A 17,503-nucleotide genomic window follows, 5' to 3' on the forward strand; every position below is an offset into this window, starting at 1 on the left:
CTCAATTCAGTGATGTTGAGGTAAGGATACGGCTTCTCCTCGGCGGGTCGCCAGATGACAAATTTGCCAAAAACTGGATAAATGTACGCATTGCGGGTAAGGATGATTTAGATCACATTTTCCAGCTATATCTGGCGAGCCTGGGCAGGAGGATCGTAAAAACGCGATGGCTTACTTACAAAAATCTAGTTTCTGCTTAGCGCGGTTTCTCCGTCAGCTGGCTGTGATACTGGCGGCGATACTCGGAGGGGGAACGCTCGGTATTCTTGCGAAACAGACGGCAGAAATAGTTGCTGTCGACAAAACCGCAGGCGTGAGCGACATCTTTGATTTTCATGTCGTGGCCTTTTAACAGCATTCGGGCCTGCTCAAGTCGGATGTGATTCAGATACTCGTTAAACCCCATGGTCCCGCATTTCTGGAACAGATGGGAGAGATAGTTTGGCGAGAGATAAAATTCCTGTGCCACCGATTCGCGGGTTAACGGTTCGGCAAAGCGAGCGTCGATATATTTGCGGATCGCTTCAAAGAGCGCCTGACTTCGGGAGGCGGTTTGCACCTGGCTACCAAGCAGATCGGCGCAGTGGCTCAGCAGGCTGATAACGATGTATCTCGCGGTGTGCTGTTCCTGCGGTTGCATCTGCATCTCATTGAGCGCCTGGAGCAGGAAGGAGCCTGTCCGGGGGCCGCGGCGTGGTACCTGAAGCTTATCCTCAACATTCAACATACTGCCGTTCCAGCGCGTCAGGGCGAGCTCTAACTGCTGCTTGCCAAACACAATGCTCAGGACGGTACAGGGCGACTGCCAACGGGGAGAATGCCATCCGCCGGCGTGAATAAACAGCACGTCGTGCCGGGACAGCACGGGCGGATCGGCTTTGATGCCGGGATCGTGAAGCTGGCCATCAAGCATGATTTCGAGGCGTGGGAAATCCGCCCTCTGCACGTTACCGGATGCCGGGCGGCCGTCGGTGGCAAATCGGATCTGCCGGATCGTCGCCGGGCTTTTGATTAACGCGTCGATGTGTTGATTGAGATCGGTATCCATTCTTGCTCCGTAGAAGGCGCCACATTTTTATCATACCGGACAGCGCGAAAAGGGTAAAAGTCAGTGGGGCAATGAGGGGAAATCATATTGCAGCTTATATATGATATGTTATATCGTAACATATCATTGCAAATGTTAACTCAGGAGAGAGTGATGACCAAAATGATTTCTGCCCTTGCGCTGGGTGTTGGCATGCTGTTAGCCAGCGCTCAGACCTTTGCCCACGGCCACCATAGCCATGGCCCCGCGTTAACGGAGGCGGAGGTTAAGGCCAGCGAAGGTATTTTTGCCGATGCGGACGTTAAGGATCGGGCGCTTAGCGACTGGGATGGGATCTGGCAGTCGGTGAATCCGTATCTGCTGAATGGGGATTTGGATCCGGTGCTGGAGCAAAAAGCCAAAAAAGCGGGCGGCAAGAGCGTGGCGGAATATCGGGAATATTATAAGAAAGGCTATGCCACTGATGTGGACCAGATTGGGATCGAAGATAACGTGATGGAGTTTCACGTTGGCAAAACCGTTAATGCCTGTAAATACACCTATTCCGGCTATAAGATCCTGACCTATGCTTCCGGCAAGAAAGGCGTGCGCTATCTGTTCGAATGCCAGCAGGCGGAATCAAAAGCGCCGAAATTTGTTCAGTTCAGCGATCATATTATCGGACCGCGCAAATCACAGCATTTCCATATCTTTATGGGCAATGACTCGCAGGAGGCGTTACTGAAAGAAATGGACAACTGGCCGACCTATTATCCTTATGCTCTGCATAAAGAGCAGATTGTCGACGAAATGCTGCACCATTAATAAAAATCCCCGGTCGCGTGAGGCTGACCGGGGAAAGCGTAACCGGATCAGGCGCGATCCGGTTTTTCCCGGTAAATATCGTCTTACCGGGAACGGCTGATAGATTAGCCCGTGTTGCGCATACCTGCGGCAACGCCCGCAATCGTGACCATCAGCGCTTGTTCAACGCGCGGATCCGGCTCTTTACCTTCTTCTTCCGCCAGACGTGAACGGTGCAGCAGTTCTGCCTGCAGGACGTTCAGCGGGTCGGTATAGATGTTACGCAGCTGGATAGACTCGGCGATCCACGGCAGGTCGGCCATCAGGTGGGAGTCGTTTGCAATATCGAGCACCACTTTGATCCCGTTGGATAGCAGCTCACGCAGCTCCGCGCCCAGTTCCCATAGCTCCGGTTTCACCAGACGCTGATCGTAGTATTCCGCCAGCCACAGGTCAGCCTTCGAGAACACCATTTCCAGCATGCCCAGACGGGTAGAGAAGAACGGCCAGTCGCGACACATGGTTTCCAGCTCGCTCTGCTTGCCATCTTCCACCACTTTTTGCAGCGCGGTACCTGCGCCCAGCCAGGCCGGCAACATCAGACGGTTCTGGGTCCAGGCGAAAATCCATGGAATGGCGCGCAGGGACTCGACGCCACCGGTAGCGCGACGTTTTGCCGGACGCGAGCCGAGCGGCAGTTTACCCAGTTCCTGCTCCGGCGTCGCGGAGCGGAAATAAGGGACAAAGTCTTTATTTTCACGCACGTAGCCGCGGTACATTTCACAGGAAATGTCGGAGAGCTCGGCCATGATGTGACGCCATTCCGGTTTGGGTTCCGGCGGCGGCAGCAGGTTGGCCTCCAGCACGGCGCTGGTGTACAGCGACAGACTGCTGATGGTGACTTCCGGCAGACCGTACTTAAAGCGAATCATCTCGCCTTGTTCCGTCACGCGCAGGCCGCCTTTCAGGCTTCCCGGGGGCTGAGAAAGCAGCGCCGCGTGCGCCGGGGCGCCGCCGCGACCGATGGAACCCCCACGACCGTGGAACAGCGTCAGTTCAATACCGGCTTTTTCGCAGGTCTTGATCAGCGCGTCCTGTGCCTGATACTGCGCCCAGGAGGCGGCCATCACGCCGGCGTCTTTCGCTGAGTCGGAATAGCCAATCATGACCATCTGTTTGCCCTGAATAAAGCCGCGGTACCAGTCGATGTTCAGCAGCTGGGTCATGACGTCATTGGCGTTGTTCAGATCGTCCAGGGTTTCAAACAGCGGCGCAACCGGCAGGGCGAAGCCAATACCGGACTCTTTCAGCAGCAGGTGAACTGCCAGCACGTCGGATGGAGTCTTCGCCATGGAGATCACGTAAGCGGCGATGGATCCGTGCGGCGCTTCGGCGATCACTCGGCAGGTGTCGAGCACTTCGCGGGTTTCATTGCTCGGCTCCCACTGACGTGGCAGCAGCGGGCGTTTGGAGTTCAGTTCGCGGATCAGGAAAGCCTGTTTGTCGGCTTCTGACCAGCTTTCGTAATCGCCGATACCGAGATAACGGGTCATCTCTCCCAGTGCTTCGGTATGGCGGGTGCTTTCCTGACGAATATCGATACGCACGAGCGGTACGCCGAACGATTTCACGCGGCGCAGGGTATCGAGCAGTTCGCCGTTGGCAATAATGCCCATGCCGCAGGACTGCAGCGACTTATAGCAGGCATAAAGTGGTTCCCACAGCTGTTCGTTCTGGGTAATCAGGCCGGCAGGTTTCGGCAGCTTCTGTCCTTTCAGGCGAGCTTCCAGCCAGGCCTGCGTTTCCATCAGCTGGGTACGCAGTTTTTTCATCAGATAACGATACGGTTCCTGCGCGCCTTCCGCGCCGGCCAGCTCCCGCAGTTCGTCGGTACATTCGACCATCGACAGTTCGGAAATCAACAGCTGAATATCTTTCAGGAACAGGTCGGTGGCTTTCCAGCGGCTCAGCAGCAGCACCTGACGGGTGATATCGGCGGTCACATTCGGGTTACCGTCGCGGTCACCGCCCATCCAGGAGGTAAAGCGCACCGGTACAAAGTCAACCGGCAGCTGATAGTTGAGGTTCTCTTCCAGCTGTTCGTTCAGCTCACGCAGGTAGTTTGGTACCCCTTCCCACAGGCTGTTTTCAACTACGGCAAACCCCCATTTCGCTTCATCAACTGGGGTCGGGCGGTACTTACGGATTTCATCCGTATGCCATGACTGGGCGATCAGCTGGCGCAGACGGCGCATCAGCTGATGGTGTTCGTAATCCGCGATATCTTTATTATCAAGCTGCTTCAGGCAGTTGTTCACTTCCACCATTTTGTGGATCAGCGTACGGCGGGTGATCTCGGTGGGGTGAGCGGTTAATACCAGCTCCAGAGACAGGGACTCCACCGCTTTTTTAATGGTATCTTCGTTGAGATGGGGTTGGTCTTTGAGTTTTCTCAGGGTGCGGGCAATCACTTCCGGATTGCTGGCCGCTTCGCCGTTTGGCGAAATACTGTGGTACTGCTCCGCCGTATTCGCCAGGTTCAGGAACTGGCTGAAGGCGCGAGCGACCGGCAGCAGCTCGTCGTTGGACAAGTTTTGCAGCGTGGTGAGCAATTCCTGGCGATTGGCTTCATTGCCGGCGCGAGAAGACTTGGACAATTTACGGATAGTTTCGACACGATCAAGAATGTTCTCTCCCAGTGCATCCTTGATGGTATCGCCTAGCACCTTACCGAGCATACTGACATTACTACGCAAAGCGGAATATTGTTCGTTCATGTTACCCCAGACACCCCATCTCATTTTATTTTGTTATACCCGGCACTCTGCAACGTTGAGCGGCGGATAAGCAGCCGTCTTTTATAAAGCCACGTAAAAACCCCCACGTCAATTGTTGCGAAATCGCTTCAGCAAACGAATAAATGGCGGCAATTTGCGAAATTTAACTCAGACGTCGCTTGATAAGCGTTGCTTATGGAAATGTGACCAGAATCACCGTCCCGCCCCAGGAAAAGAGGCGGGATCCGCAGGCTTTAGTGCCAGCAGAAATGGTGGACAACCTGCGTAATCAGCTCACGGGTCGGCTTGATAAAGCGGGTTTCCAGATATTCATCCGGCTGGTGGGCCTGGTTAATGGAGCCAGGACCTAAAACCAGCGTCGGGCAGAGCGTCTGGATAAACGGCGCTTCGGTGCAGTAGTTCACGACTTCAGTTTGTGCGCCGAGGAGCTTTTCAACAACCTGAACCAGCCGGTGGTCCGGCGGGCATTCGTAGCCCGGAATCGGCGGATGCAGCTCGGAGACGGTCAGGCGACCCGGCCAGCGCTCGCTAACCGGTGCCAGCGCTTCATCCAGCAGTCCGTTGAGATCGTTGAGCGTCATGCCCGGAAGTGGGCGAATATCCATATGCAGCTCGCAGCAGGCGCAGATGCGGTTTGAGGCGTCGCCGCCATGGATAGCCCCGAGGTTGAGCGTCGGATACGGTACGGTGAAGGCATCGTAGTGATAGCGCTCTTTCAGCGAGTCGCGCAGCTGCATGATGCGACCAATGGCATCGTGCATCAGCTCAATGGCGTTGACGCCGCGCGCCGGATCGCTGGAGTGGCCGGACTGCCCCTGGATACGGATGGCGTTGGACATATGGCCTTTGTGCGCGCGTACCGGCTGCAGAGAGGTGGGTTCACCGATGATGGCGCAATCCGGGCGCAACAGGGTCGTTTCGGCAAAGTAACGGGCGCCGGCCATGCTGGTCTCTTCATCGGCGGTAGCCAGGATGTAGAGCGGTTTTTTCAGCTGACTGACATCGACATCGCGCAGGGCATCAAGAATAAAGGCAAAAAAGCCTTTCATGTCGGCGGTGCCGAGGCCGTACAGCTTGTTTTCGTGCTCGGTGAGGGTGAAAGGATCGCGGGTCCAGCGGCCGTCATCAAAAGGAACGGTATCCGTATGTCCGGCGAGGAGCAGGCCGCCAGCGCCGTGGCCGGTGCTGGCCAGCATATTGAATTTGTTGCGCGTATCCGGCACCGGCTGCACTTCGACATTGAAGCCAATTTCGCGGAACCAGCCGGCGAGTAAATTGATTAAAGTCTCATTACTTTGATCCAGCGCCTCTTCGGTTGCGCTGATAGAAGGTGTGGCGATCAATGCGCGGTAAATCTCGATAAAGGGTGGTAAATTGTTTTTCATTGTTGACACACCTCGGGTCATGATAGTATCAATATTCATGCAGTATTAGTGAATAAAAATACATTATCGTTGAGCGTAAGAAAACCCATAAAGTGTAGGGAAAGTGCTTACGGCTTAACAGGGTGAGGAAGAGAAATGCTTCCTGGACAAATATGACGTAAGAAGGTGAAGAGCCCCGATGTTGAAGACGCTGATTGTGGGTGCCAGCGGTTATGCCGGCGCAGAGCTAGTGACCTATGTAAATCGCCATCCTCATATGACCATAACCGCTTTGACGGTCTCCGCGCAAAGTAATGATGCAGGGAAATTCATTTCCGATTTGCATCCGCAGCTGAAAGGCATTGTGGATTTACCGCTGCAGCCGATGTCAGATATCAGCGAATTTAGCGCCGGGGTGGATGTCGTCTTCCTCGCTACCGCCCATGAAGTGAGCCACGATCTGGCGCCGCAGTTCCTTGCCGCAGGCTGCGTGGTATTCGACTTATCCGGCGCCTTCCGCGTAAACGACGCTGCGTTCTACGAAAAATATTACGGCTTTACTCATCAGCATCCGGCCCTGCTTGAGCAGGCGGTGTATGGCCTGGCAGAGTGGAGCGTCGACAAACTGAAAGAGGCGAATCTGGTCGCCGTACCGGGCTGCTATCCGACGGCGGCTCAGCTGTCGCTGAAGCCACTGATCGATGCGGACCTGCTGGATCTTAGCCAGTGGCCGGTGATCAACGCGACCAGCGGCGTCAGCGGTGCGGGTCGTAAAGCGGCCATCGGCAATAGCTTCTGTGAAGTCAGCCTGCAGCCGTATGGTGTGTTCAACCATCGCCATCACCCGGAAATCTCGACCCATCTTGGCGCAGAGGTGATTTTTACGCCTCATCTCGGCAACTTTAAACGTGGGATTCTGGAAACCATTACCTGCCGCCTGAAGCCAGGCGTCAGCAAAGAGCAGGTTGCCGGAGTGTTCCAGCAGGCGTATGCCGATAAGCCATTGGTACGTTTATACGATAAAGGCGTGCCCGCATTGAAAAACGTCGTAGGTCTGCCATTCTGTGATATCGGTTTTGCGGTTCAGGACCAGCATATTATCGTGGTGGCGGCGGAAGATAACCTGCTGAAAGGCGCGGCGGCGCAGGCAGTCCAGTGCGCGAATATTCGTTTCGGCTTCGCTGAAACGCAGTCTCTTATTTAAGGTGTGATGATGAACCCATTAATTATCAAACTCGGCGGCGTTTTACTCGACAGCGAAGAAGCGCTGGAGCGTCTGTTTACCGCGCTGGTCAATTATCGTGAAACGCATCATCGCCCGCTGGTTATTGTGCACGGCGGCGGCTGTGTGGTGGATGAGCTGATGAAGCAACTCAACCTGCCGGTGAACAAGAAAAACGGTCTGCGGGTGACGCCTGCGGATCAGATCGACATTATTACCGGTGCGCTGGCGGGAACTGCGAATAAGACGCTGCTGGCATGGGCGAAGAAACACCATATTGCGTCCGTTGGCCTGTTCCTTGGCGATGGTGACAGCGTGAAGGTCACTCAGCTTGATGAAGAGCTGGGCCACGTTGGCCTGGCGCAGCCGGGATCGCCAGCGCTGATTAACACGCTGCTGGCGGGCGGCTACCTGCCGGTGGTCAGTTCGATCGGCGTGACCGATGAAGGGCAACTGATGAACGTGAACGCTGACCAGGCGGCCACTGCGCTGGCGGCGACCCTTGGCGCGGATCTGATTCTGCTTTCCGATGTCAGCGGTATTCTTGATGGTAAAGGCCAGCGCATCGCGGAAATGACCGCGGCGAAGGCGGAGCAGCTGATCGAACAAGGCATTATCACTGATGGCATGATCGTCAAGGTGAATGCCGCGCTGGATGCGGCGCGGACGCTGGGCCGTCCGGTGGATATCGCCTCCTGGCGCCACGCGGAACAGCTGCCGGCATTGTTTAATGGCACGCCTATCGGCACGCGTATTCTGGCTTAATATTTCATGCCCGGCGGCGTATTGTTTGCCGGGCCTACAAGACTGTAGGTCGGGTTAGCGAAGCGTCACCCGGCAGAACTAAACGAATTTAAGGAAATGGTTATGGCACTTTGGGGCGGGCGTTTTACTCAGGCAGCAGATCAGCGGTTCAAGCAGTTCAACGACTCTTTGCGCTTTGACTATCGTCTGGCGGAGCAGGATATCGTTGGCTCTGTCGCCTGGTCTAAAGCGCTGGTGACGGTGGGCGTTCTGAGTGCCGCTGAGCAGCAGCAGCTGGAAGAGGCATTAAGCGTGCTGCTGGAAGAGGTGCGGGCAAATCCGCAGCAAATTCTTGCAAGCGATGCGGAAGATATCCACAGTTGGGTGGAAGGTAAACTGATCGACAAAGTGGGCCAACTGGGTAAAAAATTGCATACCGGTCGTAGCCGTAACGATCAGGTCGCAACCGACCTGAAGCTGTGGTGTAAAGATACCGTCGCGGAGCTGCTTTCTGCGAACCGCCAGCTGCAAAGCGCGCTGGTGGATACGGCGCAGAACAACCAGGATGCCGTTATGCCGGGTTATACCCACCTGCAGCGTGCGCAGCCGGTGACGTTCGCCCACTGGTGCCTGGCCTACGTTGAGATGCTGGCGCGCGATGAAAGCCGCCTGCAGGATACCCTCAAGCGTCTGGACGTCAGTCCTCTGGGCTGCGGTGCGCTGGCGGGTACCGCCTATGATATCGATCGCGAGCAGCTGGCCGACTGGCTGGGCTTTGCGTCGGCGACCCGCAATAGCCTGGACAGCGTTTCTGACCGTGACCACGTACTGGAGCTGCTCTCCGATGCGTCGATTGGCATGGTTCACCTGTCACGTTTCGCCGAAGATCTGATTTTCTTTAATACGGGCGAAGCCGGTTTTATTGAGTTATCCGATCGCGTCACCTCCGGTTCCTCGCTGATGCCGCAGAAAAAGAACCCGGATGCGCTCGAACTTATCCGCGGAAAATGTGGCCGCGTTCAGGGCGCCCTGACCGGGATGATGATGACTCTGAAAGGTCTGCCGCTGGCCTACAATAAAGATATGCAGGAAGATAAAGAAGGGCTGTTCGACGCGCTCGATACCTGGCTTGATTGCCTGCATATGGCGGCGCTGGTGCTGGATGGCATTCAGGTCAAGCGTCCGCGTTGCGAAGAGGCGGCGCAGCAGGGCTACGCGAATGCGACCGAACTGGCGGATTATCTGGTTGCGAAAGGGGTGCCGTTCCGTGAAGCGCACCATATTGTCGGGGAAGCGGTTGTTGAAGCGATTGCCCAGGGCAAACCGCTGGAAGATCTGGCGCTGGCCGACCTGCAGAAGTTTAGCGGCGTGATTGCCGACGATGTCTATCCGATTCTGTCGCTGCAATCTTGTCTGGATAAGCGCTCGGCAAAAGGCGGCGTTTCGCCGAAGCAGGTTGCCCAGGCGATTGCTGACGCGAAACAGCGTCTGGTGTAAATCCTCGCCGCCCCTGGATGATTCCAGCGGGATGAGTGAGAAAAGAGGCTCGGGCTATGTCCGGGCTTTTTTATGCAAAAAAAAAGCGGACACAAGGTCCGCAAAAGTTCACGTTGGCTTTAGTTATCTGGTCAGGGAATATGCTGAGGCAATGTCGTGATTTTCTGACTTTCGCCTCGTTTCTGGGTTTATTATTGAACAGAAAACTTGATAGGGATAATCGTTCGTTGCTATGCTATCTATCGCCATGAACTATCATGGCGACGGAGGATGAATAATGAATATTCGCGATCTTGAATACCTGGTTGCGCTAGCCGAGCACCGCCACTTCCGGCGCGCGGCGGACTCCTGCCACGTCAGCCAACCCACGCTTAGCGGACAAATCCGTAAGCTGGAGGATGAACTTGGGGTCATGTTGCTGGAGCGCACCAGCCGTAAGGTGCTGTTTACCCAGGCCGGACTGTTGCTGGTGGATCAGGCGCGTACCGTGTTACGCGAAGTCAAAGTGCTCAAGGAAATGGCAAGTCAACAGGGTGAGACCATGTCCGGGCCGCTGCATATTGGCCTGATTCCGACCATTGGCCCTTACCTGTTGCCACAAATCATACCGATGCTACACCAGACGTTTCCAAAGCTGGAAATGTACCTGCATGAAGCCCAAACGCATCAGCTGCTGGCTCAACTGGACAGCGGCAAGCTTGACTGCGCGATCCTCGCGCTGGTGAAAGAGAGCGAGGCCTTTATCGAGGTACCGCTGTTTGACGAGCCGATGATGCTGGCAATCTACGAAGATCATCCGTGGGCTAATCGCGATCGCGTGCCGATGTCCGATTTGGCCGGGGAAAAACTGCTGATGCTGGAAGATGGCCACTGCCTGCGCGATCAGGCGATGGGGTTCTGTTTTGAGGCCGGTGCGGATGAAGATACGCATTTCCGCGCGACCAGCCTCGAAACGCTGCGCAACATGGTGGCCGCAGGTAGCGGTATTACGCTGCTGCCGGCGTTAGCGGTGCCGCAGGAGAGAAAACGCGATGGCGTGGTCTATATTCCGTGCATTAAGCCGGAACCGAGACGAACCATCGGGTTAGTTTACCGCCCCGGCTCCCCGCTGCGCAGCCGCTACGAACATCTGGCGGAGGCCATCCGCAGCACCATGGATGGCCATTTCGACAAAGCGTTAAAACAGGCGGTTTAAGCCATTTAACGCAGCAACCCGATAGGCTTCCGCCATGGTTGGGTAGTTAAAGGTGGTGTTGACGAAGTACTCAATGGTGTTGCCACCACCTTTTTGCTCCATAATCGCCTGGCCGATATGAATAATCTCGGCCGCGCGCTCGCCAAAGCAATGAATCCCAAGGATCTCTTTCGTTTCCCGATGGAACAGGATCTTCAGCGTGCCCACGCTCATGCCGACGATTTGCGCCCGTGCCAGATGTTTAAACTGCGCGCGACCCACTTCGTACGGTACCTTCATGGCAGTCAGCTGCTGCTCCGTTTTACCGACGGAGCTGATTTCCGGGATGGTGTAGATGCCGGTGGGGATATCCTCAATCAGATGGGCAGAAGCCTCACCTTTAATCAGCGCCTGCGCGGCGATGCGACCCTGATCGTAAGCGGCTGATGCCAGACTTGGATAACCGATGACGTCGCCTACGGCATAGATATGCGGCAGCGCGGTCTGATACATGCTGTTGACCTTGAGCTGGCCGCGGCTATCGGTTTTCAGACCAATATTTTCCAGCGCCAGCGAATCGGTGTTACCGGTACGCCCGTTGGCGTACAGCAGGCAATCTGCTTTCAGTTTTTTACCCGATTTCAAATGCATGATCACGCCGTCATCAACGCCTTCAATCTTCTCGTACTCTTCGTTGTGGCGAATAACCACACCGCTGTTCCAGAAGTGATAGGAGAGGGAGTCGGACATCTCTTGATCGAGGAATGCCAGCAGACGATCGCGGGTATTTATCAGGTCCACTTTGACTTCCATACCGCGGAAAATGGACGCGTACTCACAGCCAATCACCCCGGCGCCGTAGATAATGACGTGGCGGGGCTCGTGCTGCAGACTGAGAATAGAATCGCTGTCGTACAGGCGCGGGTGGGAAAAGTCGACATCAGCCGGATGATACGGACGGGAGCCGCAGGCGATGACGAATTTCTCGGCGCTGATCGTCTCGACGGTACCGTCGTGACATTCCAGGGCGAGCGTGTGTTCATCAACAAAGTGCGCGTTGCCCTGCAATATTTCGCAGTGGTTGCGCTCATAGAAACCCTGACGCATATGGGTCTGCTGGTTAATGACGCTGTCGGCATGGTTAAGAATGTCGGCGAAGGAAGAACGAAGAAGACGGGAATGGTCGCTGTAGAGGGGGTTTTGGTTAAACTCGATAATACGACTGACGGCATGGCGGAGGGCTTTCGACGGGATGGTACCCCAGTGGGTACAGCCGCCGCCGACGTTATGATAGCGCTCAATAACGGCGACGCGCGCTCCTTGCTTAACCAGTCCCATCGCAGCACCTTCACCGCCAGGACCGGAACCAATCACTATTGCATCATAATCCCAAGAGTGTGACATGGCATTACTCACCTGTTTTATACATAAAATAAACACGATGATAACATTCGCCGGGCTTTAACCCAATTATCGTTGTGCTTTTTTGCGGCATAAAAGCAGATTCGGCTCGTAAACAATCATTCACAAACCTGGCTAAACCGATTAGTTTTAATCTCTGGTATAGTGCCAACAGGTCTATTGGAAGGATTCAGACATCGTGATGGGCGTAAGAGCACTACAAAAAGAGAAAACCCGACGTTCGCTGGTCGAAGCCGCATTCAGCCAGCTGAGTGCTGAGCGGAGTTTCGCCAGCTTGAGTTTGCGCGAAGTAGCGCGCGAGGCGGGGATTGCACCAACGTCCTTTTATCGCCATTTTCGCGATGTTGACGAACTCGGTCTGACGATGGTCGACGAGAGCGGGCTCATGCTACGCCAGCTGATGCGCCAGGCGCGGCAGCGTATCGCCAAAGGCGGCAGCGTGATTCGCACCTCGGTTTCCACGTTCATGGAATTTATAGGTAATAACCCAAACGCTTTCCGTCTGTTGTTACGGGAACGTTCTGGCACATCCGCGGCGTTTCGTGCCGCCGTGGCGCGTGAAATTCAACATTTCATCGCGGAACTTGCCGATTATTTAGAAATCGAAAACCATATGCCGCGCGCCTTTACCGAAGCGCAGGCTGAAGCTATGGTCACTATCGTTTTCAGCGCCGGCGCTGAGGCGCTGGACGTCAGTCCTGAACAGCGCCGGCAGCTGGAAGAGCGACTGGTACTGCAGCTCAGAATGATCTCGAAAGGCGCGTATTACTGGTATCGCCGCGAACAAGAAAAAATGTCACATCATTCCGAATAACGTGAAGGACGAGCAATGAAACACTCAGTTCAAGATAAAGGTACGCTGCTACTGGCGCTGATCGCTGGTTTATCCATTAATGGAACCTTCGCCGCGCTGTTCAGCTCGATTGTTCCCTTTTCCATCTTCCCGGTGCTGTCTCTGCTGCTGACAGTTTACTGTCTGCATCAGCGCTACCAGAACCGCAGTATGCCCGTGGGCTTGCCTGGCCTGGCGGCGGCCTGCTTTATTCTCGGCGTTCTGCTGTATAGCACCGTGGTACGTGCGGAATATCCGGATATCGGCTCCAATTTCTTCCCGGCCGTGCTGTCGGTGATTACCGTGTTCTGGATCGGCTACCGGATTCGTAACCGTAAGGATACGGCGGCAGAGTAAGCCTCGTTACCCGGCAAACATTGCGTTGCCGGGTGTTTGGTGCTTACTTTTTCGTGAGCAGTACGCCACATTCCATATGATGGGTGTACGGGAACTGATCGAACAGCGCCAGACGCGTGACGTCATGAGTCTGGCTTAAGGTTTCCAGATTCTGGCACAGGGTCTCCGGATTACAGGAGATGTACAGAATACGCGGGTACGCCTGCACCATCTTCTCCGTTTCATTATCCAGCCCGCTGCGCGGCGGATCGACAAAAATCGTCTCACACTGATAGCTTTTCAGGTCAATACCCTGCAGGCGATTAAACTCTCGTACACCGTTCATGGCCTGCGTAAACTCTTCCGCCGCCATACGGATAATCTGCACGTTATCAATATGGTTAGCCGCAATGTTGTACTGCGCCGCCGCGACCGACGGTTTGGCGATTTCCGTTGCCAGTACGCGATCGAAGTTGCGCGCCAGGGCCAGCGAGAAGTTACCATTGCCGCAGTACAGCTCCAGTAAATCTCCCGTCGCCTCTTTGGTGGCGTCCAGCGCCCACTCCAGCATCTGGATATTCATGGCGGCATTCGGCTGAGTGAAGCTGTTTTCTACCTGGCGATAGATCATTTCGCGGCCGGCAACCGGCAGACGCTCATCGATGTAATCTTGATCGAGCTCGATTTTGGTTTTGGTGGCCCGGCCAATCAGATGCACGTTGAGGTTTTTCGCGCGCAGCGCATCGCGCAGAATCTCGGCCTGCTGACGCCACTCATCGTCGAGTTTTTTGTGGTACAGCAGCGATACCACGGCCTGGTTGCTCATGGTCGTCAGATAATCGACCTGGAATAGTTTGTGGCGCAGAACCGGGTTATCGCGCACGCCGTCAAGAATCTCGACCATCAGTTGATTGATGAGCTCACTTGCCGCCGGGAAGCTATCGACGCGAATCCGGGATTTCGTCTGCTGATCGAACATGATGTGGTACAGGTCGTCACCGTCATGCCACAGGCGGAATTCAGCACGCATACGATAATGACTCACCGGCGAACGAAACACCTCCGGAACCGGCGCGGCAAAAGGCACCATCATTTTTTGCAGACGGACGACTTTTTCTGCCAGCTGCGCTTCATATTGTTCGGTCGGAAGGTGTTCTGGGGTCATGATGCATCCTGAATAAAATAAGTACGCGGGGATTGTAGGGAAAGCGCAGGGGATGTCCAGCCCGGATAAGGGATCAAATATAATTATAGAAGTCTGGACATCTATATGTTTCTAATTATAGCATTGTGTAACCGGTCCTGTGAGTTAAAAGGGAACCCAGTGTAAATCTGGGGCTGACGCGCAGCGGTAAGGAAGGTGGGATGAACGCATTATGCAGACACTGCCGATATCAGGTGGGAAGTCCTCATCCATAACACGCCCCAAGCCCGAAGACCTGCCGGAATACGTCGCATTTGGTTTCTATCATCGCGTGCTACTGATGAAACCAGCGGCATCCTTTATATGTTACGGATGCTTTTACAATGATTAAAAAAGCTTCGCTGATGACGGCTCTCTCCGTCACGGCATTTTCTGGCTGGGCGCAAGACAGCAATTCAGATACGTTAGTGGTGACAGCAAATCGTTTTCAACAGCCGGTCAATACGGTTCTTGCACCGACCGATGTGGTCACCCGCGAAGATATCGATCGCTGGCAGGCGAAGGATTTGAATGACGTTATGCGTCGACTGCCGGGGGTGGATATTGCCCAGAACGGGGGAATGGGACAGAGCTCTTCTTTATTTGTCCGCGGTACCGAGGCCAAGCAGGTTCTGGTGCTGATCGATGGCGTTCCCATGCCGCGCCCCGGTATTACAAACAATCCTGACCTCAATCAAATACCGCTTTCTCTGGTACAACGCGTGGAATACATCCGCGGCCCGCGTTCGGCTATTTATGGTTCCGGCGCGATGGGCGGCGTAATTAACGTCATCACCCACTCTGATAAAGAAGAATCTAAGATTACCGCAGGCGTCGGTTCTGAAGGCTATCAGCAATACGACGGCACGCTTCGCCATCGCTTCGGTGATACGGTGGCGACGGTCGCCGGTTCCTATGAGGGCAATAAGGGCTTTAACGTTCAGCCTGACTCGAGCTGGTCTCACGATCAGGATCGCGATGGTTTCCGCAGCAAAGCGTTCTGGGGCGGTCTTGAACATAAATTTAACGATAACCTGAACGGTTTCTTCCGCGGGCGTAGCTATACCAATAATAGCGATTACGATCTGGGCAGCCCGCCATACAGCCCTGCCTACAGTGCAGATGAAGAGCAGCTCTATAACCAGAGCTGGGACGCGGGCCTGACATTCAGCTCCGGGATCTACTCTTCACAACTGATTGCCAGCTATCAGAAGGTCAAAGACTACAACTACAGCAGCATATACGGTCGTTACAATGATGGTACGACGCTCGATCGGATGACTCAGCGTAACCTGCAGTGGGGAAATAACGTTATTGTTGGCCACGGTTCGGTGAGCGCCGGCGTCGACTGGCAACAGCAGCGCCTGACCTCGTCGGATACGGTCATATCGGATACCTACAAGCGTGATAACACCGGCCTGTATTTGACCGGTCAGCAGCAGTTTGGCGATGTTACGCTGGAAGCGTCCGGTCGCGAAGACCATGACGAGCAGTTTGGCTGGCACGGGACCTGGCAGACCACCGCCGGTTGGGAATTCGTGGAAAACTATCGCGTGACCCTCGGCTATGGTACCGGCTTCCTCGCGCCTTCGCTGGGACAGCAGTTTGGTTCGACCCGTTTTGGTATCAGTTCAAACCCGAACCTGAAGCCTGAAGAGTCCCAACAATGGGAAGCCGGGCTTGACGGTCTCACCGGGCCGCTGGACTGGCGCCTGTCTGCGTATCATTACAAGATCACCAATCTGATTACCTATTACTCGGATCCTGTCACCTATGAAGGTGAGTATGACAATATCAATGCCGCAACCATTAAAGGCGTTGAGTGGACCGGTAATATCGACACCGGCATTTTCAGCCACCGCGTCACGTTGCAGTACGTCGACCCGCGTAATGATGACAATGGTGAAGTCCTGGCCAGACGTTCTAAGCGACAGGCGAAGTACCAGCTGGACTGGACAATGTTCAACGTCGATATGGATGTATCGTGGCAGTATTACGGTAAGCGCTACGATAACAACACGTCTCAGTACAATAATACGCAGCGCATTTTGCCAAGCTACAGCACTGTTGATGTTTCTGCCGCGTATCCGATCACCGATCACCTGACAGTTCGTGGTAAAATAGCTAACCTGTTCGATAAAGATTACGAGACAGCTTATGGCTACCAAACTGCAGGACGAGAATACTACTTGTCTGGCAGCTACACCTTCTGATCCACGTCCCACCGTGCTGGTGTTTGACTCCGGCGTCGGTGGGTTGTCGGTTTATCATGAGATTCGGCAGCTTCTGCCGAATCTGCATTATATCTACGCTTTCGATAACGTCGCTTTTCCTTACGGGGAGAAGAGTGAAGAATTTATCGTTGAACGCGTGCTCGAAATTGTCACTGCCGTTCAACAACGTTATCCGCTGGCGCTGGCCGTCATTGCCTGCAACACCGCCAGCACAGTCTCTCTTCCCGCCCTTCGTGAAAAATTCGCTTTTCCTGTCGTGGGAGTCGTCCCGGCGATTAAACCCGCGGCGCGTTTAACGGCGAACGGTATTGTTGGTCTGCTGGCGACGCGTGGAACGGTCAAGCGTCCTTACACCCGCGAGCTGATAAGCCGTTTCGCGAATGAATGTAAGATAGAGATGCTGGGTTCCGCTGAACTCGTTGAGCTGGCGGAAGCGAAGCTGCACGGCGAACCGGTCCCGCTGGAGGAGTTGCGGCGTATTCTGCGCCCGTGGCTGCGAATGGCGGAGCCGCCTGATACGGTTGTGCTGGGCTGCACACATTTCCCTCTCTTACAGGAAGAGCTGCAGCAGGTGCTGCCGGAAGGGACGCGGATGATCGATTCAGGTGCTGCGATTGCGCGTCGTACCGTCTGGCTGCTGGAACATGAAGCGCCAGATGCGAAATCCAGTGATCCGAATATGGCTTATTGCATGGCGCTGACGGCCGAAACTGAACAACTTTTGCCCGTTTTACAGCGTTATGGCTTTGAGACGCTGGAAAAACTGCCACTTTAATCGCGTTTTGCACAAAAAAGAGACGGTTGAAAAGTTTTTTTAAAACAGGGCTTGTCAACGTCTCAGAACTCCCTATAATGCGCCTCCACTG

Annotated in this window: 14 protein-coding genes and 1 riboswitch; of the genes, 9 read left to right on the forward strand and 5 right to left on the reverse strand. The window is 54.8% G+C overall.

Translation table 11 applies throughout. The features are described from left to right. Nucleotides 1-196: 196 nt before the first annotated feature. Nucleotides 197-1,048 carry a helix-turn-helix domain-containing protein gene (locus MC50_RS09040; RefSeq protein ID WP_032696636.1) on the reverse strand — a complete coding sequence of 284 codons (852 nt, stop codon included), beginning with the start codon at nucleotides 1,046-1,048 and terminating at the stop codon, nucleotides 197-199. Between the two features lie 153 nt (nucleotides 1,049-1,201). On the opposite strand from MC50_RS09040, the gene zinT reads away from it, so the two are divergent. Further along, nucleotides 1,202-1,852 carry a metal-binding protein ZinT gene (gene zinT, locus MC50_RS09045; RefSeq protein WP_046853284.1) on the forward strand — a complete coding sequence of 217 codons (651 nt, stop codon included), beginning with the start codon at nucleotides 1,202-1,204 and terminating at the stop codon, nucleotides 1,850-1,852. A 104-nt stretch (nucleotides 1,853-1,956) separates the two neighbouring features. On the opposite strand, the gene ppc is transcribed toward zinT, so the two are convergent. Both ppc and argE read right to left on the reverse strand, forming a co-directional pair. Beyond that, on the reverse strand, nucleotides 1,957-4,608 hold the full coding sequence (gene ppc / locus MC50_RS09050; RefSeq protein ID WP_032690075.1) for a phosphoenolpyruvate carboxylase: 2,652 nt from the start codon (nucleotides 4,606-4,608) through the stop codon (nucleotides 1,957-1,959). Between the two features lie 254 nt (nucleotides 4,609-4,862). Continuing rightward, on the reverse strand, nucleotides 4,863-6,014 hold the full coding sequence (gene argE / locus MC50_RS09055) for an acetylornithine deacetylase (protein ID WP_032690073.1): 1,152 nt from the start codon (nucleotides 6,012-6,014) through the stop codon (nucleotides 4,863-4,865). Between the two features lie 178 nt (nucleotides 6,015-6,192). On the opposite strand from argE, the gene argC reads away from it, so the two are divergent. The 4 genes from argC to oxyR all read left to right on the forward strand — a co-directional run bounded on the left by argC (nucleotide 6,193) and on the right by oxyR (nucleotide 10,651). Next, a complete protein-coding gene (gene argC, locus MC50_RS09060) occupies nucleotides 6,193-7,197 on the forward strand; it encodes an N-acetyl-gamma-glutamyl-phosphate reductase (protein WP_032690072.1) in 1,005 nt (334 codons plus the stop codon). Nucleotides 7,198-7,203: 6 nt separating this feature from the next. Beyond that, nucleotides 7,204-7,980, forward strand: coding sequence for an acetylglutamate kinase (gene argB, locus MC50_RS09065; RefSeq protein WP_094898572.1), 777 nt, complete (start codon nucleotides 7,204-7,206; stop codon nucleotides 7,978-7,980). A gap of 102 nt (nucleotides 7,981-8,082) precedes the next feature. After that, a complete protein-coding gene (gene argH / locus MC50_RS09075; RefSeq protein WP_032696633.1) occupies nucleotides 8,083-9,456 on the forward strand; it encodes an argininosuccinate lyase in 1,374 nt (457 codons plus the stop codon). A 277-nt stretch (nucleotides 9,457-9,733) separates the two neighbouring features. Next, the gene (oxyR, locus tag MC50_RS09085; protein WP_004869452.1) at nucleotides 9,734-10,651 is read left to right on the forward strand and encodes a DNA-binding transcriptional regulator OxyR; all 918 of its coding nucleotides are present in this window, start codon (nucleotides 9,734-9,736) and stop codon (nucleotides 10,649-10,651) included. Here oxyR and sthA read toward each other — a convergent pair. Next, the gene (gene sthA, locus MC50_RS09090) at nucleotides 10,634-12,034 is read right to left on the reverse strand and encodes a Si-specific NAD(P)(+) transhydrogenase (RefSeq protein WP_047663706.1); all 1,401 of its coding nucleotides are present in this window, start codon (nucleotides 12,032-12,034) and stop codon (nucleotides 10,634-10,636) included. The genes oxyR and sthA overlap by 18 nt on opposite strands. 196 nt (nucleotides 12,035-12,230) lie before the next feature. Between sthA and fabR the strand changes: the two genes are divergently transcribed. Both fabR and MC50_RS09100 read left to right on the forward strand, forming a co-directional pair. Then, nucleotides 12,231-12,866, forward strand: a complete 636-nt coding sequence (gene fabR / locus MC50_RS09095; protein WP_032690068.1) for an HTH-type transcriptional repressor FabR — start codon at nucleotides 12,231-12,233, stop codon at nucleotides 12,864-12,866. 15 nt (nucleotides 12,867-12,881) lie between these two features. After that, complete coding sequence (locus MC50_RS09100; RefSeq protein WP_032690067.1) at nucleotides 12,882-13,241, forward strand: YijD family membrane protein; 360 nt, start codon at nucleotides 12,882-12,884, stop codon at nucleotides 13,239-13,241. Nucleotides 13,242-13,284: 43 nt separating this feature from the next. On the opposite strand, the gene trmA is transcribed toward MC50_RS09100, so the two are convergent. Continuing rightward, a complete protein-coding gene (gene trmA, locus MC50_RS09105) occupies nucleotides 13,285-14,385 on the reverse strand; it encodes a tRNA (uridine(54)-C5)-methyltransferase TrmA (protein ID WP_032698440.1) in 1,101 nt (366 codons plus the stop codon). A 115-nt stretch (nucleotides 14,386-14,500) separates the two neighbouring features. Next, nucleotides 14,501-14,680, forward strand: a riboswitch (cobalamin riboswitch). Between the two features lie 67 nt (nucleotides 14,681-14,747). On the opposite strand from trmA, the gene btuB reads away from it, so the two are divergent. Beyond that, nucleotides 14,748-16,616, forward strand: a complete 1,869-nt coding sequence (gene btuB / locus MC50_RS09110; RefSeq protein WP_032690065.1) for a TonB-dependent vitamin B12 receptor BtuB — start codon at nucleotides 14,748-14,750, stop codon at nucleotides 16,614-16,616. Then, complete coding sequence (gene murI / locus MC50_RS09115; RefSeq protein ID WP_032690064.1) at nucleotides 16,561-17,412, forward strand: glutamate racemase; 852 nt, start codon at nucleotides 16,561-16,563, stop codon at nucleotides 17,410-17,412. The genes btuB and murI overlap by 56 nt, the downstream gene beginning before the upstream one ends. The last annotated feature ends 91 nt before the right edge of the window (nucleotides 17,413-17,503 follow it).

Origin of the sequence: Klebsiella planticola, from assembly GCF_000783935.2 — a bacterium.
Lineage (GTDB): Bacteria > Pseudomonadota > Gammaproteobacteria > Enterobacterales > Enterobacteriaceae > Klebsiella > Klebsiella planticola.

Excerpts from the sequence above, each read along its gene's own strand:
- MC50_RS09040 (WP_032696636.1), bottom strand. The coding sequence starts at position 1,048 with ATGGATACCGATCTCAATCAACACATCGACGCGTTAATCAAAAGCCCG.
- zinT (WP_046853284.1), top strand. The coding sequence starts at position 1,202 with ATGACCAAAATGATTTCTGCCCTTGCGCTGGGTGTTGGCATGCTGTTA.
- ppc (WP_032690075.1), bottom strand. The coding sequence starts at position 4,608 with ATGAACGAACAATATTCCGCTTTGCGTAGTAATGTCAGTATGCTCGGT.
- argE (WP_032690073.1), bottom strand. The coding sequence starts at position 6,014 with ATGAAAAACAATTTACCACCCTTTATCGAGATTTACCGCGCATTGATC.
- argC (WP_032690072.1), top strand. The coding sequence starts at position 6,193 with ATGTTGAAGACGCTGATTGTGGGTGCCAGCGGTTATGCCGGCGCAGAG.
- argB (WP_094898572.1), top strand. The coding sequence starts at position 7,204 with ATGATGAACCCATTAATTATCAAACTCGGCGGCGTTTTACTCGACAGC.
- argH (WP_032696633.1), top strand. The coding sequence starts at position 8,083 with ATGGCACTTTGGGGCGGGCGTTTTACTCAGGCAGCAGATCAGCGGTTC.
- oxyR (WP_004869452.1), top strand. The coding sequence starts at position 9,734 with ATGAATATTCGCGATCTTGAATACCTGGTTGCGCTAGCCGAGCACCGC.
- sthA (WP_047663706.1), bottom strand. The coding sequence starts at position 12,034 with ATGTCACACTCTTGGGATTATGATGCAATAGTGATTGGTTCCGGTCCT.
- MC50_RS09100 (WP_032690067.1), top strand. The coding sequence starts at position 12,882 with ATGAAACACTCAGTTCAAGATAAAGGTACGCTGCTACTGGCGCTGATC.
- trmA (WP_032698440.1), bottom strand. The coding sequence starts at position 14,385 with ATGACCCCAGAACACCTTCCGACCGAACAATATGAAGCGCAGCTGGCA.
- btuB (WP_032690065.1), top strand. The coding sequence starts at position 14,748 with ATGATTAAAAAAGCTTCGCTGATGACGGCTCTCTCCGTCACGGCATTT.
- murI (WP_032690064.1), top strand. The coding sequence starts at position 16,561 with ATGGCTACCAAACTGCAGGACGAGAATACTACTTGTCTGGCAGCTACA.